This is a genomic window from Luteibacter rhizovicinus DSM 16549 (assembly GCF_001887595.1).
Classification (GTDB): domain Bacteria; phylum Pseudomonadota; class Gammaproteobacteria; order Xanthomonadales; family Rhodanobacteraceae; genus Luteibacter; species Luteibacter rhizovicinus.
Map to the genome: position 1 here is coordinate 1,711,282 of NZ_CP017480.1, position 24,486 is coordinate 1,735,767.

Annotated in this window: 19 protein-coding genes and 1 riboswitch; of the genes, 10 read left to right on the forward strand and 9 right to left on the reverse strand. The window is 65.5% G+C overall.

Going from position 1 to position 24,486, the window contains the following annotated elements:
- Positions 1–48: 48 nt before the first annotated feature.
- The gene (locus tag BJI69_RS07800; RefSeq protein ID WP_046969199.1) at positions 49–822 is read left to right on the forward strand and encodes a DODA-type extradiol aromatic ring-opening family dioxygenase; all 774 of its coding nucleotides are present in this window, start codon (positions 49–51) and stop codon (positions 820–822) included.
- A 123-nt stretch (positions 823–945) separates the two neighbouring features.
- Here BJI69_RS07800 and BJI69_RS07805 read toward each other — a convergent pair whose 3' ends face one another.
- Positions 946–1,722, reverse strand: a complete 777-nt coding sequence (locus BJI69_RS07805) for an SDR family oxidoreductase (RefSeq protein ID WP_046969207.1) — start codon at positions 1,720–1,722, stop codon at positions 946–948.
- Between the two features lie 110 nt (positions 1,723–1,832).
- Between BJI69_RS07805 and BJI69_RS07810 the strand changes: the two genes are divergently transcribed.
- From BJI69_RS07810 to BJI69_RS07820, 3 genes are read left to right on the forward strand one after another with little or no spacing between them, the layout of a single operon-like run.
- Positions 1,833–2,735, forward strand: coding sequence for a LysR family transcriptional regulator (locus BJI69_RS07810; RefSeq protein ID WP_046969200.1), 903 nt, complete (start codon positions 1,833–1,835; stop codon positions 2,733–2,735).
- Positions 2,736–2,789: 54 nt separating this feature from the next.
- On the forward strand, positions 2,790–3,350 hold the full coding sequence (locus BJI69_RS07815) for a DUF2239 family protein (protein WP_046969201.1): 561 nt from the start codon (positions 2,790–2,792) through the stop codon (positions 3,348–3,350).
- Positions 3,347–4,759 carry an MATE family efflux transporter gene (locus BJI69_RS07820; RefSeq protein ID WP_046969202.1) on the forward strand — a complete coding sequence of 471 codons (1,413 nt, stop codon included), beginning with the start codon at positions 3,347–3,349 and terminating at the stop codon, positions 4,757–4,759. Before BJI69_RS07815 ends, BJI69_RS07820 begins: the two co-directional genes overlap by 4 nt.
- A 177-nt stretch (positions 4,760–4,936) precedes the next feature.
- Here the strand turns inward: BJI69_RS07820 and BJI69_RS07825 are convergent, their stop codons facing one another.
- From BJI69_RS07825 to BJI69_RS07845, 5 genes are all read right to left on the reverse strand, one after another.
- Positions 4,937–8,137 carry an efflux RND transporter permease subunit gene (locus BJI69_RS07825; protein ID WP_046969203.1) on the reverse strand — a complete coding sequence of 1,067 codons (3,201 nt, stop codon included), beginning with the start codon at positions 8,135–8,137 and terminating at the stop codon, positions 4,937–4,939.
- A 239-nt stretch (positions 8,138–8,376) separates the two neighbouring features.
- Entirely contained in the window at positions 8,377–10,260 is a 1,884-nt protein-coding gene (locus BJI69_RS07830; protein ID WP_071924905.1) for a TonB-dependent receptor domain-containing protein, read from the reverse strand.
- Positions 10,261–10,397: 137 nt separating this feature from the next.
- A riboswitch (cobalamin riboswitch) is annotated at positions 10,398–10,634 on the reverse strand.
- Positions 10,635–10,680: 46 nt separating this feature from the next.
- Positions 10,681–11,826, reverse strand: coding sequence for an N-acetylglucosamine-6-phosphate deacetylase (gene nagA, locus BJI69_RS07835; RefSeq protein ID WP_046969565.1), 1,146 nt, complete (start codon positions 11,824–11,826; stop codon positions 10,681–10,683).
- Between the two features lie 18 nt (positions 11,827–11,844).
- Complete coding sequence (locus tag BJI69_RS07840; protein WP_046969564.1) at positions 11,845–12,879, reverse strand: SIS domain-containing protein; 1,035 nt, start codon at positions 12,877–12,879, stop codon at positions 11,845–11,847.
- Between the two features lie 15 nt (positions 12,880–12,894).
- On the reverse strand, positions 12,895–13,647 hold the full coding sequence (locus BJI69_RS07845; protein ID WP_046969563.1) for a GntR family transcriptional regulator: 753 nt from the start codon (positions 13,645–13,647) through the stop codon (positions 12,895–12,897).
- A gap of 238 nt (positions 13,648–13,885) precedes the next feature.
- Here BJI69_RS07845 and zwf point away from each other — a divergent pair, with 238 nt between their 5' ends.
- The 5 genes from zwf (at position 13,886) to BJI69_RS07870 (ending at position 19,676) form a co-directional block, all read left to right on the forward strand.
- The gene (zwf, locus tag BJI69_RS07850) at positions 13,886–15,358 is read left to right on the forward strand and encodes a glucose-6-phosphate dehydrogenase (RefSeq protein WP_046969569.1); all 1,473 of its coding nucleotides are present in this window, start codon (positions 13,886–13,888) and stop codon (positions 15,356–15,358) included.
- Complete coding sequence (pgl, locus tag BJI69_RS07855) at positions 15,358–16,059, forward strand: 6-phosphogluconolactonase (protein ID WP_046969562.1); 702 nt, start codon at positions 15,358–15,360, stop codon at positions 16,057–16,059. The genes zwf and pgl overlap by 1 nt, the downstream gene beginning before the upstream one ends.
- Before the next feature lie 107 nt (positions 16,060–16,166).
- Positions 16,167–17,978, forward strand: coding sequence for a phosphogluconate dehydratase (gene edd / locus BJI69_RS07860; protein WP_046969561.1), 1,812 nt, complete (start codon positions 16,167–16,169; stop codon positions 17,976–17,978).
- A gap of 19 nt (positions 17,979–17,997) precedes the next feature.
- Positions 17,998–18,642: a bifunctional 4-hydroxy-2-oxoglutarate aldolase/2-dehydro-3-deoxy-phosphogluconate aldolase gene (gene eda, locus BJI69_RS07865; protein WP_181016749.1), complete on the forward strand. Its 645-nt coding sequence runs from the start codon at positions 17,998–18,000 to the stop codon at positions 18,640–18,642.
- Positions 18,643–18,833: 191 nt separating this feature from the next.
- Positions 18,834–19,676 (forward strand): DMT family transporter, encoded by an 843-nt coding sequence (locus BJI69_RS07870; RefSeq protein ID WP_046969560.1) that lies wholly within the window; start codon positions 18,834–18,836, stop codon positions 19,674–19,676.
- Positions 19,677–19,687: 11 nt separating this feature from the next.
- Here BJI69_RS07870 and BJI69_RS07875 read toward each other — a convergent pair whose 3' ends face one another.
- The 3 genes from BJI69_RS07875 to BJI69_RS07885 form a co-directional block, all read right to left on the reverse strand.
- Positions 19,688–20,350 (reverse strand): NYN domain-containing protein, encoded by a 663-nt coding sequence (locus tag BJI69_RS07875; protein ID WP_052767389.1) that lies wholly within the window; start codon positions 20,348–20,350, stop codon positions 19,688–19,690.
- Between the two features lie 249 nt (positions 20,351–20,599).
- The gene (locus tag BJI69_RS07880) at positions 20,600–21,628 is read right to left on the reverse strand and encodes a LacI family DNA-binding transcriptional regulator (RefSeq protein ID WP_046980368.1); all 1,029 of its coding nucleotides are present in this window, start codon (positions 21,626–21,628) and stop codon (positions 20,600–20,602) included.
- 64 nt (positions 21,629–21,692) lie between these two features.
- Positions 21,693–22,982 (reverse strand): sugar MFS transporter, encoded by a 1,290-nt coding sequence (locus BJI69_RS07885; protein WP_046968412.1) that lies wholly within the window; start codon positions 22,980–22,982, stop codon positions 21,693–21,695.
- A gap of 396 nt (positions 22,983–23,378) precedes the next feature.
- Between BJI69_RS07885 and BJI69_RS07890 the strand changes: the two genes are divergently transcribed.
- On the forward strand, positions 23,379–24,404 hold the full coding sequence (locus BJI69_RS07890) for a glucokinase (RefSeq protein ID WP_046968411.1): 1,026 nt from the start codon (positions 23,379–23,381) through the stop codon (positions 24,402–24,404).
- Positions 24,405–24,486 lie beyond the last annotated feature (82 nt).

Consider the following 24,486-nt stretch of genomic DNA (forward strand, 5'->3'; position numbering starts at 1 on the left):
TACATTGAAGGAAGGAGGCATCCGCCTCCGCCTCGTCAGGTGTCCGCCATGCTCCGCGCCCCCGCCCTGTTCATCTCCCACGGTGCCCCGACTTTCGCGCTGGAGCCGGGTCTGCTTGGTCCGCGCCTGACCGATATCGGTGAAGGCCTCGCCCATGCCACGGCGATCGTCGTCGTCTCGCCGCACTGGCAAACCGGTGGCATCCGGGTGACCGGCGCCGCCATGCCGGGGACGATCCACGACTTCGGTGGCTTTCCACCGGCGCTCTACACGCTCACCTATCCCTCGCCCGGGTCACCGGGGCTGGCATGCGAGACGGCCTCGCTGTTGATCGATGCGGGTTTCGTCGCGATCGTCGATCCGGAGCGCGGCTACGATCACGGTGCCTGGGTGCCGCTGCGTCACCTGCGCCCGGAGGCGGACGTGCCGGTGATCCAGGTGTCGATGCCGCACAATCTGGATACGGCCGGTGCGCTTCGCCTGGGCAAGGCGTTGGCGCCCTTGCGGGACCGTGGGGTGGTCATCGTCGGTTCGGGCAGTCTGACCCACAACCTCTACGAAGTACGGCGTTCGGGCGAGAACGCGGCGTACGCGAGCGACTTCGCCGCCTGGAGCCGCAAGGCCGTGCTCGAGGGCAACACCGACGCGCTGCGCGACTACCGTCGGCTGGCGCCGAGTGCCATTCGTGCCCATCCCACCGAGGAGCATTACCTGCCGCTCCTGGTTGCCGCGGGTGCCGCGGGTGAGGATGCCCCCACCGTTATCGATGGGGGGATTACGTATGGGGTCCTCTCCATGGACTCGTACGGCTGGGGTTTGTAGCTCTTTGGGTTAGCTCTTTGTGGGGCTCTTTGTGGGAGCCGGCTATGCCGGCGATGGCCTCTCAGCTAAACCGCTCCGTTGGCTTTTCGCCGATGAATCGGCTCCCACAGTTCCTTTTTCCTGTTAGATCTGGGCCTGGCCGCCGTCGACGAACAGTTCGATGCCGGTGATGTAGCTGGCGTCGTCGGAGGCGAGGAAGGACACGGCCTTGGCGATTTCGTCCGGCGTGCCGGTGCGGCCCAGCGGCGTGACGCTTTCTACGTAAGCGCTGTAGTCGGCGATCTGCTGGTCGTCCATGCCGAGCTCCGTCTTGTAGCCCGGCGTGACGATGGTGCCGGGTGCGACGACATTGACGCGGATGTCGCGGCCCTTGAGGTCGCTGGACCATGTGCGTGCGAACGAACGGAGCGCAGCCTTCGTCGCCGCATACACGCCGAAGGCCGGCGCACCCTTGATCGAGACCATGGAGCCGTTGAGCACGATGGCCGAGCCCGGGCCCATCAGTTCCAGCGCCTTCTGCACGGTGAAGACCGTGCCCTTCACGTTGATGCCGAAGTACTTGTCGAAGTGGGCTTCGGTGAGCTGGCCGAGCGGTGCGAACTCGCCGCCGCCGGCATTGGCGAAGAGGATGTCGAGACGACCGCTCGTGTCGCGAATGGTGGTGAAGATGCGATCGAGGTCGTCGGCCTTGGCGATGTCGCCCTGGATCGCGGTGACACCGAGGGTCGCGGCCGCGGCGTCGAGTTCCGCCTGGCGACGGCCGGTGATGTAGACGGTGGCACCTTCGCGGACGAAACGTTCCGCCGTGGCGAGGCCGAGGCCCGAGCTACCGCCCGTGACGAGGACGATCTTGCCCGCGTGGCGGGTGGTGTGGATGTTGCTGGTGGCGAGGGTGTGCATGGTCTTGGTCTCCGATAACCGCGTCGCGGTCGATTCACCCAAGATGGTTATTCGGCCGTCGTGGATAAATAATGCAATCGCGATTTCATTATTTCTTTGGGGAAACAACCGTGGACCATCTGCTCGCCATCCGCGTCTTCGGCCGTCTGGTGGAGACGGGCGGCTTCGGCCGTGCCGCCGATGCCCTGCGCATGCCCAAGTCCACGGTCACCAAGCTCATCCAGGGACTGGAAGCCGAACTGGGCGTGCGCCTGCTCGAGCGGACCACCCGGCGCGTCACCGTGACCGCACAGGGCGCGGCGTACTACGAGCGCACACGCCAGTGGTTGGCGGAGCTGGACGAGTTCGAGACTACCTTGGCCGGTGGCCGCAACAACCCGGTCGGCAACCTGCGCATCGATACGGGAGGCTCGGTCGCGGCGGGCCTGATCATTCCCGCCTTGCCTGCGTTTCGCGCGCGCTACCCCGGTATCCGGATCCAGCTCGGGGTGACGGACCGTACGGTCGACCTGATCAGCGAAGGCATCGACTGCGCCATCCGCAGCACGGGCGACGATCCCAACCTGGTCACCCGCCAGATCGCCGAGCTGTCCTGGACGATGTGCGCGACGCCGGATTACCTGGCCCACCGCGGGACGCCTTCTGTCCCGGAGGACATCGTCCGTGATGGGCATGATGTCGTCGGCTACTTCTCCGCACGCAGTGGCCGCATGCTCCCGCTGCGCTTTCGCGAAGGCGAGCGGACGTATGAGATCGAGTTCACGGCGGCCGTGGAGGTTAACGAGAGCAACGCGCATACCGCCGCGGCGATCGCCGGTCTTGGGCTGGCCCAGGCCCTGAGCTTCACCGTCGACGGGCATGTGGCCAGGGGCGAACTGGTCCCGGTCCTGGCGGCATGGCAGCCTGCGCCCTTGCCGGTCTACCTCGTCTATCCGCCCGATCGGCGGCACAACGCCCGCTTGCACGCCTTCGCCGAATGGGTCGAAGCGGAAGGTTTTACCCGGAGGTATTGACGGGATATTTGATCCGGGTAATATAGCCGGATCGCACCTGCTATCGGACCACCCATGACCACCTTCGTCGCCTTCCATGGCATGACGCGCCTTGCCGCGGGCTCGCTGTCGGCCGTCGTCGAGCGCTGCAAGCATCTGCTCGATGCGCACCCCGATGCGTCGCCCATGATCTACGACGACAGCACGGGCCGACCTGTCGATATCGACTACCGCGGTACCACGCACGATGTTCTCGCCCGGCTGCCGGGCAACGAACCCGCGGCCAAACGCGGTCCGGGCCGGCCGAAGCTGGGCGTGGTGGCACGTGAAGTGACCCTGCTGCCGCGACACTGGGGCTGGCTCGCCGCACAGCCCGGTGGTGCTTCCGTCGCCCTGCGTCGCCTGGTCGAAACGGCGAGCCGCGAACGCGCTCCGGCGGACCGTCTGCGCCAGGCCAGCGAAGCCGTGGATCGCGTGATGATGGCGCTGGCCGGTAACCTTCCCGACTACGAGGAAGCCTCGCGGGCCTTCCACCGGAGCGATCGCGAACGCTTCGACGCCTTGACCGAAGCGTGGCCGACGGACATCCGCGACTACGTGCGCCACCTCGCCGCGCGCGCGGGCGGTGAGGCATGACGCCCCCGGCACGTCGTGCCGCGCTGACCGAGGGTCCGATCACCCGGACGCTGCTGCTGTTCTCGTTGCCGATCCTCGGCGCGAACGTGCTGCAGTCACTGAATGCGTCGGTCAACGCCGTATGGGTCGGCCACTTCCTCGGTGAATCCGCGTTTGCCGCGACCTCCAACGCCAACCTGATCCTGTTCTTCCTGCTCGGCGTGGTCTTCGGCATCGGCATGGCGACGACGATCATGGTCGGACAGACGGTCGGTGCGCACGACATCCCCGAAGCGCGACGTGTCGTCGGCACGGGGCTCGGCTTCTTCGTCGTGATCTCGTTGCTGGTCGCCATCGGCGGTTTCATCGCCACGCCGGCGATGCTTCGCGCCATGGGCACGCCCCATGATGCCCAGCCCTATGCGATCGAATACCTGCGCATCATCTTCATCGCTCTCCCGGCGATGTACCTCTACACCTTCCTGGGAATGACCCTGCGTGGCGCCGGCGATTCGCGGACGCCGTTCGTCTTCATGCTGGTGTCGGTGATCCTCGACATTGCGCTGAATCCGCTCTTCATCTTCGGGCTCGGTCCCATCCCGCGCATGGGCATCGCCGGATCCGCCGTGGCGACGTTGATCGCGCAGACGGGGACCTTGCTCGCCCTGCTGGTCTGGCTGTACCGAAAGAAGTATTTCCTGTGCATCCATCGCAACGAGCTCCGCCTGCTCGTGCCCGATGTCGCCATCCTCAAGAGCCTGCTGGCCAAGGGTTTGCCGATGGGTGCGCAGATGGTCGTGATCTCATCGTCGGCGATCATCATGATGTCCCTGGTCAACCGGCACGGTTCGCAGACCACGGCGGCCTTCGGTGCCGCCTCGCAACTGTGGACGTATATCCAGATGCCCGCACTGGCGATCGGTAGCGCCGTGTCGTCGATGGTGGCCCAGAACGTCGGCGCGAAACGCTGGGATCGTGTCGCCGGCATCGGCCGTGCAGGCGTGCTGACCAACTTCGCGTTGACCGGGACGCTGGTGCTCATCATTTACCTGTTCAATCGTGCCGCACTGGCGCTCTTCCTCGGCAGCGACAGCTCGGCGATCGGCATCGCGCAGCATCTCAACCACATCGTGGTCTGGTCGTTCCTGCTGTTCGGCGTGACCTTCGTGATGTTCGGCGTGGTGCGTGCGACGGGTGCGGTGATGCTGCCCCTGGTCGTGCTGATCATCTCGATGTGGCTGGTGCGCTATCCGTTCGCCGCGCTGCTGGAGCCGGTCATTGGCGCCGACGCGATCTGGTGGAGTTTCCCGGTCGGCTCACTGGTCTCGCTGGGCATCACGACGGTGTACTACCGTCGCGGCACCTGGAAAAAAGCTCATATGCTGCCGGCGACTCCGCCGCCAGTCGCGGCAGTCGAACCCGTCGTCTGACGCATTTGCTTTGGTAGGAGCCGATTCATCGGCGATGCTCTTCCCCGATGGAGCCTGTGGCCAGCAACCTCGGCGGAGCGCTGCTGCGCAGCGGGGTTATTTACCATTCGCCGATGAATCGGCTCCCACATTCCCTTGTTCGCCGATGAATCGGCTCCTACCAGAGCGCGCTCTGGCTCATGTGGGAGCCGCTTCAGCGGCGATACCGGGAGTGCCGTCGCCTTTCCTGATCTTCACCCACACCTTGTACCGGCGCTTCAGCATACGGCGATGCTTGCGACGGGCGACGCGGATCTTGCGGTCGTGGTTCCACAGGTAGATCGCTGGCGTGCTCAGCAGGGTCAGCAGCTGCGACACCAGCAGGCCGCCGACGATCGCGATACCGAGCGGGCGACGCATCTCCGAACCCACGCCGAAGCCGATCGCCAGCGGCAGCGCGGCGCCCATCGCGACCAGGGTGGTCATGGTGATGGGGCGGAAGCGCACCAGTGCGGCCTGGCGGATCGCTTCCACCGGTGACATGCCGTGCTCGCGCTGCGCGACCAGCGCGAAATCGACCATCAGGATGGCGTTCTTCTTCACGATGCCGATCAGCAACAGCACCGCGATGATCGTCATCAGCGTGAGCTGCTGCTGCGTGATCAGCATGGCGAGGAAGGCGCCCGCACCCGCGGCCGGCAGCGTCGAAATGATCGTCAATGGATGCCCGAGGCTCTCGTAGAGAATGCCGAGCACGATATAGACAGCGAGGATCGCGCCGATCAGCAACACCATGCCGTTGGACTGGGCGTCCTTCAGGCGCTGGTTCGTGCCGGTGAAATCCATGCGTACGCCTTCGGGAAGGTTGAGCTGGCGCACCGCCTCCTCGACCATCGTGTTGCCCTTGTCCGGGGAGATCTTCGGCGCGAGGTTGTAGGTGATATCTGCCGACTCGAGCTGGTTCTGGTGGGTGATCGAGGTCGGCGTGGCCACCGGCGCGATCTTCGCCAGCGCCGACAGCGGCACCATGACGCCCGTCGCGCTCTTCACGTAGGTATTCAACAGGGCATCGGGGCTCAAGGTCTGCGCCGCGGCGGCGGTGAGCACCACCCAGTACTGGTTGATATCGGAATAGATGATCGATACCTGTCGCTGGCCAAAGGCGTTATAGAGCGCCGAATCCACCATGCCCATGCCGACCGACAGGCGACCTGCGGCATCGCGGTCCACCTGGAGCATCTGCTGCTTGCCGACCACGTCGAAGTCGCTGCCGACATCCTTGAACTGCGGAATCGTGCGCATCTTGCGCACCAGCTTCATGACCCACGGCTGGAGATTCTCGCCGCCGGTGCTGATCAGCTGGAAGGAATACTGACCGCGGTTGCCGTTGTTGCCACCACCACCGAGGAACTGCACGGGGCTCATGAAGACCTGGACGTTGGAGATCTTCTCGTACTCCTTGCCCAGGCGCTCCATGATCTCCTTGATGGATTCCTTGCGCTCTCCGGACCCGCTGCCCTTCGGCTTGAGGTCAATGAACATCAGGCCGGTGTTGCCGACGGCCGCACCGTCGTTGCCGCTACCAAGAATCGTATTCACGTCGGCGACGGCCGCATCGTTCTGCATGATGTCGCCGACCCGCTTGAGGCGGCGGGACATTTCATCAGGCGAGATGTTCGCGTCCGCCGTCACCTCGGCCTGCAGCATGCCGGTGTCTTCGTCAGGCATGAAGTTGCCGCCGGCGGTCTTCACCACGGCGAAGCCAAGCGCAAAGGTCGCGATCAGAAGGATCAGCGGCTGCCAGCGCATCACTCGCCGATGCCGCATAGCCCAGTCGAGCGCGCGTTCGTACGTGTTGAGAAGGCCACGATCGAAGCGCTCGAGTGCGCGCTCCCAGCGGCTTACCTTACGATCGGCCTCGTCATGCTTGAGATACCTGGCGCACAGCGCCGGCGTCAGGGTCAGCGAGACGACGGCCGAGATCACCACGGCGGCGGCAAGCGTTACCGAAAACTCGCGCAACAGCTTGGTGATCATGTTGTTGCCGAACAGCAGCGGCGCGAACACGGCGATCAGCGACAGCGTGATCGAAACGACGGTGAACCCGATCTCACGCACGCCCTCCAGCGAGGCTGGCATCGGCGCGGTTCCCTGCTCCATGTGGCGAACGATGTTCTCGATCACGACGATGGCATCGTCCACGACGAAGCCGATGCACAGCACCAACGCCATGAGCGACATGGTGTTGAGCGTGTAACCGAGGATCCACATGACCACGAACGCACCGGCCAACGAGAGCGGCACGCTGAGCGTGGCGATCAGGGTGGGCCCGAGGCGACGCAGGAAGACCATCATCACCAGCACCACCATCACGATACTGATGAGCAGCGCGACCTTCACCTCGTGCAGGGCCGACTGGGTGGTCTGCGTGAGATCGAAGATCGGGGTGACCACGGCGTCGGCGGGCAACGAGGACTGGAAGCGCGGCAAGGCGGCGCGGATCGCCTCGGCCGTGGCGATGGAATTGGCTTCCGGTCGCTTGCTGATCTGCATGGTGACCGAGCGTTCACCCTGGAACCATGCCGCCTGGTACTGGTCCTGCTCACCGCTGGTGACCTTGGCGATGTCGGACAGGCGGACCGGCACGTTGTTGCGCACGGCGATCAGGATGCTGGCGAAATCCTTCGGCTCACGCAGGCCATCGTTCGCCGTCACCGTCATCTGCGTGGTGCCGTCGGACAGCACGCCCTGCGGCGAATTCACGTTGGCGGCGTTGAGCGCATTGGAGACGTCGTTGGCGGTGAGCTGCTTGGAGGCGAGGGCGTTGGTATCCAACTCGATGCGCACGGCATGCGGCGTGCCGCCGAACACCTGCACGCGGGAGACGCCATCGATCTGCTTCACGTTGGGCATGATCAACGTATTGACCACGTCGAAGAGCTTGTCCGGCGGCATCGTCTTCGAGGTGAAGGCGACGAGCAGGACGGGAATCTGTCCGGTGTCGAACTTGAAGTACTGGGGCGGCGTGGGCATGCCGGCCGGCAGGTCGGCGGCAGCCGCGTTGATCGCGGCCTGCACGTCACGCGCGGCGGCGTCGGTGCTGCGGTCCATGGTGAAACGGACACGCACGAAGCCCGAGCCTTCGGAGCTGTTCGAATACATCTGGTCCACGCCCGGAATCTGGCCGAGATGGCGTTCCAGGGGCGCGATGATCGTGGACGCCATGGTCTGCGCGTTGGCGCCCGGCATCTGGGTCTGGATGAAGACCGCCGGTACCTCGATCGAGGGCAGCGCGGCCACGCCCAGCAGCATGTACGCGATCGCACCGGCAAGGGTCAGCCCCGCCGCAAGCAGCGACGTACCGATTGGCCGGCGAATGAATGGTGCAAAAAAGTTCACGACACTTCCTGTGATCGCGGGAAGCATACCCGCGCCCGTGGACTTTATGACGTCAGAGCGTCGGCGTCGCGTGTGCCTTTAGTCGGGGCCCTGCCGGAAGGCAGGGGTGTCGCGTTCATTTGTATCGAGACAAATCTCTGGGGAATCGCCGATGAATCGGCTCCCACATAAAAGCCGCCACCTTGCAGAGTTCAGGCAGGTCTTGTGTGGGAGCCGATTCATCGGCGATGGGTATTGCCTCAACGCGCCGGCGAATACCGCACGGTCAGGTAATACGTCCGCCCGAGCTGGTTGTAGTAAGCCGCCGTCTCATAGTGGCGATCGAATGCGTTGGCCAGACGACCCTGCACGCTCCAGTCGCTGTCCACGTGCCAGGTGGCGCGCACGTCGGCGGTGGTGTAACCGCCCAGGCGGGTGGTGTTGGCCGCGTCGTCGTAGCTGTAGCCCGCCGAATAGACCGAGCCGCCGACGGTGAAGGCGCCGAGGTCGCGGTCGACATCGAGTCGGGCCGTGCGCTTCGGGCGGCGGGCGAGCAGGTTGTTGTACTCGTCGCCGCTGTCACGGTCCTTCGGCTGCTGCAGGGTGCCGTAGGCACGCAGGTGCCAGCCGTCCACGTCCGCGCCCAGCTGTCCTTCCAGCCCGCGGATGCGCGCCTTGCTGACGTTGATCGGCAGGAAATTCGCATCGAAGCCGATCAGGTCGCTCACGCGCGTCTGGTAGGCGTTGACCGCCCAGTTCCAGATGCCCGGACGAGCCGACAAGCCGATCTCGGCGGTACGCGACTTCTCCGGGCTCAGGTTCACCGGCGCGCCGTACGGGTAGTACTCGTCATTGAAGGTCGGCGCGTGGAACGCGGTGCCGTAGGAGGCGGTGACCTTCATGCCGTTGTCGAAACGGAAACCGTACGCGGCCTGGCCGGTGGTGTGGTTGCCGAACTGGTTGTTGTGGTCGTGACGCGCCGAAAGCTGGATCTCGTTGGCGCCGAAGACGCCCTGGTACAGCGCGAACACGCCCGTGTTCTCACGCGTGTCCTTGAGGTAATCCGTATCGCTCTTCAGCTTTTCCTGCTGGTAGTCCACGCCGACGCTCAGGGTCTGGCCCGGGGCGAGGGTGACATCGTTCTGCCAGGAGGCCTGGTTGCGCTTGGAATACAGATAGCCCACGCGTGCCTTGTCGACGCCGTAGTTCACGAAGTCCAGGGTCTTGTCGGCGCCGTTGAGGTAGTTGTCGGCGCGGTCCTGGTTCTGGCCCAGGCTGATCGACATGCGCCAGTTTTCCAGGGCGTTGAAGGCGAGCTTGGCGCCGGCGACCTGCTGGGTGCGGCGGGTCAGGTTCTGGAAGTCGCCGTCGTATTCGATGTCGCCCTTGCTGCGCAGCCAGCTGCCGGTGAGCTCCGTGCCGTCGTCCCAGCGGTAGCCGCCGGAGAGCGCGCCGTTGTACGTGCGGTAGGCGTCGTGGTCGGGCTCGTTGGTGAAGCAGCCCTTGAACACGTCGCCCGCGCCAACGCGGCAGGCATTGATGCCGGAGGTGTACTGGCCGCCGAGGCTGGCGTTGTACCAGCTGTGCTGGGTACCACCCGAGAGACCGAACTGGCCGTCGGTGTAGCCATGGCTGCCGCCGGTGACCGAGAGCGACGGGGTCGGCGCTTCGCCGGCCTGGCCGTGGCGGGTGAAGATCTGGATGACGCCGCCGATGGCGTCCGAGCCATAAAGGCTGGACTGCGGGCCACGGACGATCTCGATGTGATCGATCTGGTCGACGGGCAGCTGCTCGTAGGCCGGGATGCCGGCGCCGACCGTGCCGACGCGCACGCCGTCCAGCAGGACCAGGGTGTGCGAGGAGTTGGTGCCGCGCATGAACAGCGAGGTCTGCTGGCCGATACCGCCCGAGTTGGCGATGACCACGCCCGGCAGGCCGGTGAGCAGGTCCTGCACGCTGACCGGCTGCAGGCGCTCGATATCCTCGCGGGTGATCAGCGTGACCGGGGCGAGCACTTCATCCAGCGGCGTCGCTGCGCGGTTGGCGGTAACCACCACCGGGTCGAGCCGGTCGGCAGGAGCATCGGCCGCGTGGGCGGCGGCGATGGACGACAGCAGGGCCATCGCGAGCAGGGTCTTCTTCATGGAGCCGTTTCCTTAGTGCATCGCTAGAGGCGACACGGAGGACAAACGGCGAACGGCATGCGGGCACGGATCGACCCGGAACGCTGTCCGGATTCGCCCTCCGCGAATCGCCCAACAGAAAACGCCCCGCGATAGTCGCGAGGCGAATGCATCGGGCCGGTCTCCGGACTTGCGTCAGCCACCTGCCGTGGCGGGACCCGGCGCCTTCCCGCTTGCGCAGTGGCGTTTGGCCGGTTCCCGTAAAGACCTTCAGGCCTTCCTGTCGCTTACCGTTGCGGGGGCAGTGCCGGAATAGTCGCGAGGCGACGCACCGGCTTCCCGTTTCATCCTTTCCAGCGACCGCCGGTCGGGACACCCGAACGGCGCCACTCTAGCGGGCCGCCGGGTCCATGTCACGCGGATTTAACAACTGGGCCGGCGTCAGCCGACGACGCGCACGCCACCGATCCAGGTCTCGACGACCTCGTGGTTGTCATCCATGACGACCAGGTCGGCGCGATAGCCGGCGGCAATGTGGCCGTGGGTGGCACCGAGGCCGAGGAAGGCGGCCGGGTAGGTCGAGGCCATGCGCGCGGCCTCGTCGTAAGGCACGCCGACCATGTTGATCGTGTTGCGCACGGCCGTGGCCATGTCCAGCGCCGAGCCGGCCAGGGTGCCGTCGGCGGTCTGGCAGACGCCGTCCTTCACCGTGATGGTCTCGCCCTTGAGCACGAAGGTCGGATCGTCCGAGCCGACCGGCGGCATGGCGTCGGTGACCAGCATCATCTTCTCGCGCGCCTTCGCCGCGATGGCGACGCGCAGCGAGGCCGGATGCACGTGGTGGCCGTCGACGATCAGGCCGCACCAGCTGGCCGGGTCTTCGAGCGCCGCGCCGACCACGCCGGGTTCGCGGCTGGTGAACGGGGTCATCGCGTTGAACAGGTGCGTGAAGCCGCGGATCCCCGTGGCCAGCGCGTTGCGCGTGGTGTCGTAGTCCGCCGCGGTGTGCCCGGCGGCGACTATCACGCCGTTGGCGACCAGCTCCTGCAGGACGGCGGCGCTGGCCCGTTCCGGCGCGAGGGTGAGCAGGGTCACGCCACCGTGGCGGCGCGCGACCATCGCCACATCGCTTGCATCGGCGATGCGGAACTTGGCCGGATCGTGCACGCCCTTGCGCTCGGGGGCGATGAACGGACCTTCGAGATGGATGCCGAGCACGCCCGGCACGCCCTGGGCGACCGCCTCGTTCACCGCATCGATGGCCTTGGCCATGACCTCGACATCGTCGCTGATCAGGGTGGGCAGGAAGCCGGTGGTGCCGAACTTCGCGTGCGCCTCGCCGATCGTGCGGATGGCCTCGACGGTGGGCGCGTCGTTGAACAGCACGCCGCCACCGCCGTTGACCTGGCAGTCGATGAAGCCCGGCAGCAGGCTGCGGCCACCCAGGTCGTGGCGTTCCGCGGCACGCACGCGCGGATCGGAAGGCAGCGCGAGCCCGGTGATCTTTCCGTCGTCGATGAGGACGGCGAAACCACCCTGGAATCCGTTATCGGTAAGGACGCGACCGTTGACGAGGGCGATGGTCATACGAGGAAACTCCGTAGATCAGACGGTTTCCGTCACCTTGTTCAGGTGCGGCGGGACGTCGGGATTGAAGCCACGGCGCAGCGCGAGGGCGGCGGTGGCGCGATAGAAGCTCTGCACGGTGACCAGCACCGCGGCGATCGGCGCGGTGGCGACCAGCGGAAGGATGTCCTCGCCCGTGGCGCCCGGCGCCGCGACCCAGACCTTGGCACCACGCTTACGGAACTCGGCGGCCACGTCGAGCACGCCGGGCAGCGTGTCGTCGTTCTGCGCGAAGAACAGCACCGGGAAGTGCGGGCCGACCAGGGCCATGGGGCCATGCTTCACTTCGGCCGCGCTGAAGGCCTCGGCGTGCAGGCCGCAGGTTTCCTTGAACTTGAGCGCTGCCTCGAGGGCGCCGGCGAAGCCGAAGCCGCGGCCGACGACGAACAGGTTGTGCGCGTCGACCAGGCCGTCGGTCAGTGCCGACCAGTCGGCATCCCAACCGTGGCGAAGCTGGGCGGGCAACGCGGTGAGGGCATCGGCGATCTCGGCCTTGCCACTCCAGCGCGCCGCGATGTGCAGGATGGCGAACAGCGCGCCGAGGTAGCTCTTGGTCGCCGCGACACTGGTTTCCGGGCCGGCATGCAGCGGCACGACCACGTCGGCCACAGCGGCCAGCGGCGAATCGACCACGTTGACCAGGGCGACCACGTAGGCGCCGGCCTTCTTCGCGGCCTCGGCATTGCGCACCAGGTCGGGGCTCTTGCCCGACTGCGAAATGGCGACATAAAGCGCGCCATCGAGGCGCTGCGCGGCGTGGTAGATCGAGGTGACCGAGGGCGAGGCCGAGGCGGTGACGACACCGAGCTGGGTTTCGAACACGTACTTGGCGTACATCGCCGCGTGATCCGAGCTGCCGCGTGCGCAGGTGATCACCATGCGCGGTGGCGTGGCGCGCAGGCGTTCCGCCAGGGCACCGATCACGGCTTCGTTGTTGGCGAGTTGCCGCTCGACGACCTCGGCGGTCTCGTGCGCTTCGCGGAACATCAGGGTGTCTTGCGGCTGGATCGTCATGGTCTGGTTGGCTCGTTAGTCGCTTTGCAGTTCGGCGACGAAGTCATAGATGTCCCCGCGATACCAGGAACAGGTGAATTCGACGATCCGGCCGTCGTCGAGAAAGCTGCGGCGTTCGATGCTGAGACCCGCGCTGCCCGCGCTCAGGCGGAGCAAGCGGGTCTGCGCCGGACCGAGGACCACGGCGCGCAGCCGCTGCAAGGCACGCAGCGGGCGATTGCCCAGCTTGTCCAGGGCCTCGTAGAGCGAGTCCTCGACCAGGTTCGGGTCCGGCAGGAGCGACAGCGGCACGGCGCTGCGCTCGATGGCCAGGGGCTCGTCGCCGGCGTAGCGCAGACGATGCAGGCGGACGACCTGGGTGCCCGGCGACAGGTTCATCGCCATGGATTCTTCGGGGGTGACTTCGCCGATCGCGCGCTCGAAGAACTCCGACCGCGGGTTGAGGCCGCGCGCCCGGAGATCTTCGGTGAAGCTGGTCATCCGCGAAAGCGGCTTGACGATGCGCTCGGAGACGAAGGTACCGGCGCCGTGACGCTGTGTGAGCAGGCCGTCTTCGACCAGGCCACCGATGGCCTTGCGCACGGTGACCCGGGACAGGGTGAGGGCCCGGGCCAGGTCGCGTTCGCTGGGCAGTGCGTGGCCGACCTGCACCTCGCCATTCTCGATCACGTTCCGGATGGCCCGGCGCAGGCGCATGTACGCCAGCGGCAGCCGGGCGGCCGGGTCGTGTTGCAGGCGCTGGTATTCGGCGACGAGGGCGATTTCCATTTCCTGAAGATACCAATACCCGACCACTGGGGCAAGCGCGTGCAAGTTCGCGCATACCACCGCCGGATTCAAACAGTCGTTTGCACGATCCAAATAGCCAATGGAAACGTTTCCGTTGAGCAATCGTGCGGTCAAAGGCGGCGAAACGCCGCGGCGATTGGTACGGGGCTGGTATGACCTGGTATGTCACTGGTACGATCCGGTGGCATCTTCCCTCGACGTTGAACAGGCCACTGTCGTGAGCGCACAACTCCTGCCGATCGAGCCGTTCGATCTGGTCATTTTCGGCGGCACCGGCGACCTCGCCGTCCGCAAACTCCTCCCGGCGATGTACCACCGGTTCGTCGACGGCCAGATCCAGCCAAGCAGCCGGATCATCGGCGTGGCGCGCGAAGGCCTGGATGACGCCGGGTATCGCGAACAGGTCCGCGCCGCCATCGAGAAGGGCGTCGCCCACGTGGCGAAGGCCCAGCTCGAGGCCTTCATCGCGATGATCGGCTACCGCTCGCTGGATGCCCGCAAGGCCGACGGCTGGGACGAGTTCTCCGCCCTGATGGCCGCGCAGCCCACGCACATCCGCGTGTTCTACCTGTCGACCTCGCCGGACATCTTCACCGACATCTGCCAGCGCCTCGGTTCGCTCGGCCTCAACGGCGAGCGCTCGCGCGTGGTCCTGGAGAAGCCGATCGGTCGCGACCTGCAGAGCGCCAACGCGATCAACGACGCGGTGGCCGGGTACTTCACCGAATCGCAGACCTATCGCATCGATCATTACCTCGGTAAGGAAACGGTGCAGAACCTGCTGGCCCTGCGCTTCGGCAACGCGCTGTTCGAGCCGCTGTGGAATGCGCAGCACATCGACCACGTGCAGATCACCGTCGCCGAAACCGTCGGCGTCGGCCATCGCGCCGGCTATTACGACCGTGCAGGCGCCCTGCGCGACATGGTCCAGAACCACATCCTGCAGCTGTTGTGCATGCTCGCCATGGAGCCGCCGTCGTCGCTGGCGCCGGACGCCGTGCGCGACGAGAAACTCAAGGTGCTGCGCTCGCTGCGTCCGATCGACGCCAGCAACGCCGGCCAGCTCACCGTGCGCGGCCAGTACCGCGCCGGCGCGGCCGAAGGCCAGAGCGTCCCGGGTTACCTGGACGAACTGGGCAGCGACCAGTCCAAGACCGAGACCTTCGTCGCCCTCAAGGCGGAGATCGGTAACTGGCGCTGGGCGGGCGTGCCGTTCTACCTGCGCACCGGCAAGCGCCTGCCCAATCGCGTGTCCGAGATCGTGGTGACGTTCCGCGCGTTGCCGCATTCCATCTTCGATCCCGCCAACGGTCCGCTGCTGCCCAATCGCCTGACGCTGCGCCTGCAGCCGGACGAAGGCGTGAAGCTGTGGCTGACTATCAAGCACCCGGGTCCGGGTGGCCTGCGCCTGCGCCACGTGCCGCTCGACATGAGCTTCGCCGCGGCGTTCGGCATCCAGCAACCGGATGCCTACGAGCGCCTGATCCTCGACGTGGTGCGCGGCAATCCGACCCTGTTCATGCGCCGCGATGAGGTCGAGGCGGCATGGAACTGGGCCGGTCCCATCCTCCAGGCGTGGGAAGGCAGCGGCGACACGCCGAAGCCCTATACCGCGGGCACCTGGGGTCCGAGCGCCGCCGTGGCGCTCATCGAACGTGATGGCCGTACCTGGGCCGAGGACGCTGCCTGATGAACGCAAAAGTGAATCGCCATGAATTCGCCGATCGCCTGACCCTCGGCGACACGCTAGCCAAGGACATCGCCGGCAAGCTGGACGCGGCCGTGAAGGCGCGCGGCAAGGCCAGCCTCGCCGTGAGCGGCGGTGGCACGCCGAAGCTGATGTTCGCCGTACTCGCCGAGCAGGAAATCGACTGGTCGAAGGTCAGCATCACGCTGGTCGACGAGCGCTGGGTGGACGAAAGCAGCGACCGTTCCAACGCGGCCCTGGTCAAGCACCACCTGATCGCCCACGAAGCGCACGTCGCCACCTTCCTGCCGCTGTTCGACAAGGCGCATGCGGACGATGTCGATGCCGCACTGGCCGATGTAGGCAAGCGTGTCGACGCACTCGGCAAGCCGTTCGATGTCGTCGTGCTCGGCATGGGTCCGGACGGCCATACGGCATCGTTCTTCCCGGGCGGCGACCATCTCGCCCAGGCACTCGACCTCGACGGCAAGCAGAGCGTGCTGTCGATGCGTGCCGACGGTGCCGGTGAGCCGCGTATCACGCTCAGCCTGCCCCGTGTGCTCGACACCCGCGCGCTCTACCTGCACATCGAGGGTAACGACAAGAAAGCGATCCTCGACAAGGTCATCGGCGGCGAAGACTTGCCGATCGCCGCGGTGCTCAAGCAGGACCGCACCGCCGTCGACGTCTACTGGTCGCCCTGAGACCGCTTTACCAAAGTCATTCAAGCCATCGTGCCGCGCGGCATACGCGCGGCCCGGGTCGCCCGGCGGGGGCCGGCGACCCCCTTACGTAGCCATGCGGAACTGCCATGAACATCCACCCCATCCTCGCCGAGGTGACTCAGCGAATCGTCGAGCGTAGCCACGCCTCGCGCGCCGCCTACCTGGCGAAAATCGAAGGCGCGCGCGGCAAGGGTGCGAAGCGACACCATCTGTCCTGCGGCAACCTCGCCCACGGGTTCGCCGCCTGCGGCGAGAACGACAAGGACGCGCTGCGCAACGGGCACGCCGCGAACATCGCCATCGTCACCTCGTATAACGACATGCTCTCCGCGCACCAGCCGTACGAGAGCTATCCGGAGCGCATCCGTGCCACCGCGCGCACGTTCGGCGCCACGGCACAGGTCGCCGGCGGCGTGCCGGCGATGTGCGACGGCGTGACCCAGGGCCGCCCCGGCATGGAGCTGTCGCTGTTCTCGCGCGACCTCATCGCCATGGCCACGGCTGTCTCGCTCTCGCACGACATGTACGAGGGTGCGTTGTACCTGGGTATCTGCGACAAGATCGTGCCCGGCATGCTGATCGGCGCGCTGAGCTTCGGTCATCTCGCCAGCGCCTTCGTGCCGTCGGGCCCGATGCCCTCGGGCATTCCCAACGAAGAGAAATCCAAGGTCCGCCAGGCCTTCGCCGCCGGCAAGGCCTCGCGAGCCGAACTGCTCGATGCGGAAGCCCGCTCGTACCATGGCTCGGGTACCTGCACTTTCTACGGCACGGCCAACTCCAACCAGATGCTCATGGAGATCATGGGCCTGCACATCCCCGGCGCCAGCTTCGAAGCGCCGGATACGCCACTGCGCGAAGCGCTCACCGCCGCGGCGGTCGAGCGTGTGCTGGCTACCGACTGCCTCGGTGATCATTACCTGCCGATCGGCCGCATCGTCGACGAGCGCGCCATCGTCAATGGCGTGGTCGGCCTGCACGCGACCGGCGGCTCGACCAATCACCTGCTGCATCTCGTCGCCATGGCGCGCGCCGCCGGCATTGAGTTGCGCTGGGACGACTTCGACGCGCTTTCCGCTGTCGTGCCCTTGCTGGCGCGGGTCTATCCGAACGGCTACGCGGACGTGAACCACTTCCACGAAGCCGGCGGCATGGCCTTCCTGATGGATCAGCTCCTCGATGCGGGCCTGCTGCACGGCGACGTCAACACCATCATGGGTCACGGTCTCGAGGCGTACCGCCATGTGCCTCGCCTCGATGGCGACAAGCTCGCGTGGGAGCGTGTATCGAAGGAGAGCGGCAATCGCGGCGTGCTCCGGTCGATCACCGAGCCGTTCCGTCAGGACGGCGGCCTGCGCATGCTCTCGGGCAATGTCGGCCGTGGCGTCATCAAGGTGTCCTCGGTGCCCGACGACCGCATGATCATCGAGGCACCGGCCATCGTGTTCGACGAGCAGGATGATGTGAAAATCGCCTTCGACCGCGGCGAGCTCAACCGCGACTTCATCGCCGTCGTCCGCTTCCAGGGCCCGCGCGCACGCGGCATGCCCGAGTTGCACAAGCTCACGCCGACGCTGAGCCTGCTGCAGGATCGTGGACACCGCGTCGCCCTGCTCACCGATGGCCGCATGTCCGGCGCGTCGGGCCGCGTACCCGCGGCCATCCACGTGACGCCGGAAGCCGAAGCCGGCGGTCCGATCGCGCGCATTCGCACGGGCGATCTCGTTCGCCTGGACGCCGTCGCCGGCACGATCGAAGTCCTTGTCGACGCCGACGAGTGGAACCGCCGCATCCCTCACACCGTCGACCTTGCCATGCACCACACCGGCATGGGTCGCGAGCTTTTCGCCATGTTCCGCCAGTCCGCCGTCACGGCCGACCTCGGTGCGGGCGTCTTTTGATCTTCCGGAGCAGTACCTGATGAGCAACGAAGCGAAGCAGCAACTCGTCGAATCCACCTTGCGCCTTGCGCCCGTGGTCCCCGTGGTGATCATCGAAGACGCCTCCAAGGCCGTCGGCATGGCGCGTGCGCTGGTGGCCGGCGGTATTCCGTCGATCGAAGTGACCCTGCGTACGCCGTCCGCGCTCGACGCCGTCCGCGCGATCGCCGCGGAAGTGGAAGGCGCCTTCGTCGGTGTTGGTACCGTGTTGACCGCGCGCGATCTCGAGGCCGCCTACAAGGCCGGTGCGAAGTTCGCGGTGTCGCCGGGCAGCTCACCGCGCCTGCTCGATGCCGCCGCCGACCACGAACTGCCGCTGCTGCCGGGTGCGGCAACCTCGAGCGAAGCGATGAACCTGCTCGAGCGCGGCTACCGTTTCCAGAAGTTCTTTCCGGCGGTGCCGGCTGGCGGCAGCAAGTTGATCGGCGCCTGGGCCAGCCCGCTGCCGCAGATCACCTTCTGCCCGACGGGTGGGATCAGCCTCGCCAACGCCGCCGAGTTCCTCGCCCTGCCGAACGTGGTCTGCGTGGGCGGCTCGTGGCTGACGCCGGCCAACCTGTTGGCTGCCGGTGATTTCGCGGCGATCGAGAAGCTGGCGCGCGAGGCGTCGCAGCTGGGTCGCTGAGTTGCGCGCGGTCGCTGAGCCGCGCGAGATCGCCAGCACCCATCGCCGATAAATCGGCTCCCACACAAAGCCTGCACAGCTGGGCAGACCTGTGGGAGCCGCTTCAGCGGCGATGCTCGTGTAGGAGCCGATTCATCGGCGATGCTTCGTGCGAAACTTCCCAGCTTCGCCCCGCCGCGTAATCCGTCCTCATGATCTACATCCTCCTGGCCGTCGCCTTCAGCGTCACCGTCTCGGTCCTGCTGAAGCTCGCACGCCGCGCGAACATCGACATCGTCCAGGCGGTCGCCACGAACTACATCATGGCCGCGGGCCTCGCGATGTGGCTCCTAGGCGCGACCCCGCAGGCGGCTCTGGAGGCCGATGCGCGCGTACCGTTGATCCTGCTTGGCATCCTGCTTCCCGCCATCTTCGTCATGCTCGCGCGCTCCGTCAGCAGCGCCGGCATCGTCCGTACCGACGTCGCCCAGCGGCTCTCCCTCTTCCTGTCGCTGGCGGCGGCCTTCCTGCTCTTCGGCGAAGCCCTGGTGCCGCTGAAGATCCTCGGCATCGTCCTTGCGCTGGTCGCCGTGGCCTGCATCCTGTGGCGCAAAGAGCGCGTGGAACGCGCCGGCTGGCTCGCGCCGCTGGCGGTGTTCGCGGGTTTCGGCGCCATCGATATCTGCTTCAAGCTGATCGCCCAGGCGCATGCGCCATTTCCCAGCGCCCTGCTCGCTTCGTTCCTGATCGCCCTGGTGCTCTGCTGGATCGCAGTCATCGTTCGCGCCGTGACACGTCAGGCATCACTGTCACCGCGCAGCATCGGCTTTGGTGTCGTGCTCGGCGCGGCGAACTTCGCCAACATCCTTTTCTACATCCGCGGCCACCAGGCGCTGCCGAACGATCCGTCGCTGGTGTTTGCGTCGATGAACCTTGGCGTCGTGCTGCTTGGCGCACTGACCGGCGCGCTGGCATTTCGCGAGAAGCTCTCGTGGCTCAACTGGGCGGGATTGGCGGTTGCCGTGGCCGCGATTGGCGTGATGACGATCGCCTGATTACACGTCGCTCATAGTGACTCGCATATCGCGTTATCACACTGGATAAACCAGTCGGCTACGCTGGTCGGGAGGACGATGTCAGCGTGGTGAAGCATCTGCTCCTTGACTCCGTGACCCAGTGTAACGAGGAGTACCTGCGTACCTTCTCGGCGCGCGAACTTCATGGCAGGGACAAAATCGCTATCTCCAGTGACCAGAACGATGATCGAGGAGAGCTTCTTCAGACTCAGGCTCGCCATATCGAGCCCGATTCGCATATCCACGCCCTTCTGACCGACCACCGGCCTGATATCGGCGGAACCAAGCGTGAGACTTTCCTCAGTGACTTTGCGAAGATCCATCTTCGGCGCCCATCCTTGGAATGAGAGCTCGCCCAGTCTGTTCGCGAAAAAGGCTTCGCGCGCCAACTGGCTATGCATGACTTCACTGGCGCGATGGGCCCTGGTCGCGCCAAAGTCTAGTCGTTCCTTTGAAAAAGGGTTCTCGATGATCTCGGTAGATGGCGCCGCATCGTAAAAATAAATACGGTGCAGGCGGTGAGAAGTGAGAAGCGGGTGCCTTTGGATAGCCGTAGACAGTCGAACCACATCCTGCGACGTAGCAGGTTTTGCGGCACTGCCGGCTTTTCGTCTTACAAAGGCGCCATCAAGCATGATGGAATAGGTGAGCATCCATTCTCCAAGTCAGCCGCCAAGCAGGTGGAGGGCGAACCTCGCTTATATGTCACCCGCAGGGCAGCCTTTCTTGTGTCTCAGGTTCGAAAACGCGAACCGTCGTCACTTCACAGGTGGAGGGCGAACCTCGCTTATATGTCACCTGCAGCGCGCTTTGTTTCTTAGGTTCAAATCCTTGAACCGTCGCAATTATCTACGCTACGCACACTTAGTCAACGGCGCCTGCGCCGACACGTTGCGTAAGGTTCACAGCCGCCGCGGCGCCGTGGACCCACGCACGACGAGATCGGGGCTGAAGCCTTCGTTCTCGATGATGTGCTCGTCGCCTTCGCGTTCCAGTTCGGCGATCAAACGTTGAGCCGCATGCCGACCGATCTCTTCGGTGTTCTGCCGTGCGGTGGTCAATGCTGGCCACGACTGCTTCGAGAACGGGCTGTCTTCGAAGCCGGCAATCGAAAGCTCCCATGGCACGTCGACGCCACCCGAACGCGCGGCGGCGAGCACGCCGGCGGCGATCTCGTCGTTCGACCCGAAGATCGCTGTCGGCGGCTCTTTCAGGGCGAGCAACTTGCGCGCACCGCGGAAGCCGTCGTCGAAGGAGTAGTCACCTTCGACCACCAGCTTCTTGTCCACGGGCAGGCCGTATTCGCGTAACGCATCCTCGTAGCCCTGGTAGCGCTCGGGGCTGGAACGATGCTCCTTGCCGCCCCAGAGGAAACCGATACGGTGGTGGCCGAGCTGGATCAGGTGCTCGGTGATCGCATAGGCGGCATCGCGGTCGTCGACGAAGACGCAGGGCCAGCCGTCCTTCGGATCCTGGCGGGCGGAAATGATCCGCACGAAGGGGATCTTGTGCTCGGTCAGCGTCGCCAGCAGCCGCGGTTGTTCGGACATCGGCGGGGCGAGCACGAGGCCGGCGAGGCGATTTCGTCGCACCAGGTCGCATAGCTGCTCGGCCAGCTTGGGCGCGGACGAGTCGCAGGGGTGGATCTGCAGGCCGAAGCCACGCTCCCGGCATACCGACAGCACGCCGTTCTGCATGGCGATGACGTAATGCGCATTCGGGTTGTCGTAAACGAGTCCCAGCGCATACGTCCGGGCGCCGCGCAAGCTGCGCGCCGCCTGGTCGGGCTGGTAGTCGAGGGCATCGATGGCGCGCTGCACCTTGTCACGGGTGCGCGCATGTACGGATGGCTCGTGGTTGATGACGCGGGAGACGGTCTTCAGCGACACGCCGGCCCGCTCGGCCACGTCCTTGATGGTAGGGCTACGCAATCTCGGACCCTCAATAGCAAGACGGCCATCCTAGCGGATGGCCGTTACGTAGCGAAGGCGGACGTTAGTCCTTGGTGTGCTGCCCGACCCGATGGCCGGCGGCGCCGTAGTACAGGATGTACAGGTAGCAGGGGACCATGAGGCAGAGGAACACGGCCTGGAAGTCGTGGCTCTGCTTCAGGTGGGCGAAGAGCACCGGGATGATCGCACCGCCGGCGATGCCCATGATCAGGAAGGCCGAGCCGAACTCGGTCAGCGCGCCCAGGCCCTTGATCGCCAGCGGGAAGATCGCCGGCCACATCATGGCGTTGGCGAAGCCCAGCGCGGCGACGAAGCCCACGGCGGCGTAGCCGGTGGTCAGGTAGGTGCCGATCGAGAAGATCACGCCCAGGACCGCCGAGAAGGCCAGGTACTTCTGCTGCGAGACGAACTTCGGGATCAGCAGGAGGCCGGCGATATAGCCGAGCAGCATCGCGAACAGCGTGTACGAGGTGAAATGCTTGGTGTCCTCCGGCGTCATGCCGAAGCCCTGGCCGTAGGTGCCGATGGCGTCACCGGCCATCACTTCCACACCGACGTAGACGAACAGGCAGAGCACGCCGAGCCAGAGATGCGGGAAGCTGAAGATGCTGCCCTTGGCATGGCCGATCGCACGCTCGGAGTTCGCGCCGGACGGCTTGATTTCAGGCAGCGAGGAGCGAACCACCCAGATGGCGAGCACGACCAGCAGGCCGGCCATCACCATGTACGGCATGTGCACCTTGGCAGCGAACGCGGCGAGCAGGGCATCCTTCTCGCCCGGCGAGCCGGCGGCGGCGATCTGCTTGTCGAACGTGCCGATATTGCTCATCACCACGGCGCCGAAGACGAATGGGGCGAGCGCGCCAGCGATCTTGTTGCAGATGCCCATGAAGGCGATGCGCTGTGCGGCGCTGTCGATCGGACCAAGAATGGAAATGTACGGGTTGGACGCCGTCTGCAGCAGCGAAAGGCCGGCGCCGATGACGAACAAGCCGGTCAGCGCACCCGGGTAGACGCGCATGGTGACGAACTGGCCGAACAGCACGGCACCGATCGCCATGACGAACAGGCCAAGCCCCATGCCTTTCTTCATGCCGGTTTTTTTCAGGATGAAGGACGAGGGCAGGGCGAGGAAGAAATAGGACAGGTAGAACGCCATCGGAACCAGGAAGGCATTCACGTCGTCCAGGTTGAAAGCGAGCTTCACGAAGGTGATCAGCGGGCCGTTGAGCCAGGTCACGAAGCCGAAGATGAAGAACAGGACGCCGATGATGATCATCGGTACCAGACTGGAATGTCGCGTCTCGTCGACGCCGACCGCGGTGGATGACATGGGTGCTTCCCCTCGTGTTGTTTTCGGTATCCGTGCGGCGGCACCGCCGGATACACCCTGATTTGTCGCCTTTATTGACTCGTGTGAGTAACGTTGTCAATTGGCTTTTTACGCGGGCCTGCCCACTTCGCACCCATTTGCGACTTTCGATGTCGCGGCGCGTCAAACGCCTGATCGACCATGCATTCGCCATGCCGTAGGCCGCGCCACGGGCGGAATCGACGGCCTTTGAGGTCCTCCGCAAACGTTTCCTGCTGCGGCGCGGGATGGAATGGGCGATGTCCTAGCCATTTGTCCTGTTGACAACGTTGTCATTCGGCTCACAGACTCCGCTCAAATCAGGGGCGTCACAGAAAGTTCATGTGACGACGAACGGAAAGTCATAAGGGGCGGGGCGTGGGCGAATCGGCCAAACAACGGGAAATCGTGCTTGCTTCGCGTTCCGGGGCGTTCATCGCCGCCGACGTGGGCGGAACGCATGCCCGTATCGGCCTGGTGCGTCGCGCCGCCGGTTCCACGGCCATCGACGTGCTTCGTTACGAGCGCTATGCCTGCGCCGACTGGCCGAGCCTGACCGCCGTGCTGCAGGATTTCGTCAGCCGTCTCGATGGCCAGCACCACATTGAACATTGCGCCGTGGCCAGCGCGGGCTACGTGCTCGGCGACGCCATCGTCAACGAGAACCTGCCCTGGCCGGTCTCGATCGGCGATATCCGCGAGAGCCTGGGCCTGCTCGGCCTGGCCGTGGTCAACGACTTCGAAGCCGTCGCCTACGCCTGCCAGTTTCTCGAGAACCACCAGACGACACCGATCATCGAGACCGCCGCCACGCCGGCCGTGGGTCCGATCCTCGTCATGGGCCCCGGTACGGGCCTGGGTTCCGCCGTTCTCCTGCCGGGTTCGCCGCACGCCACCGTGCTGCCGACCGAAGCCGGCCAGATTTCCCTCGCGCCCGGTAACGAGCGCGAAGTCGCCATCCTCGGTGAACTGTCCCGTGGCCGCGACTACGTGTCCTACGAGACAGCCCTGTCGGGGCCGGGTCTTGTCCATCTTTATGAAGCCATTTCGACGCTGCGCGGGACCCCCGCGACACTGACCGAGCCTGCCGCCGTCACGCGCGCCGCCCTCGACGGGATCGATCCCGCCGCGGTGGAAGCGCTGGACGTCTTCTGCGGCCTGCTCGGCAGTTTCGTCGGCGATCTCGCCCTTCTCTACGGCGCCCGCGGCGGCGTGTTCCTTGCGGGCGGCATCCTGCCCCAGGTTCGCGACCGCCTCCTCGCCAGCAGCTTCGCCACCAGGTTCTTCAACAAGGGCGTTATGCGCGCCTTTCTCCAGCAAGTGCCGGTACGTCTGATGGACCACGGACAGTTGGGTGTGATCGGTGCCGCCGGTCTCTACCTGCACGGTTCGAACGCTCACTGAAGAGCGGGAAAGGAACGCAGCTCAGTACAACAACCGGGTCGAAAGACCCTTCGATAGCAACGAAGCATGACGCGGCCGCGAA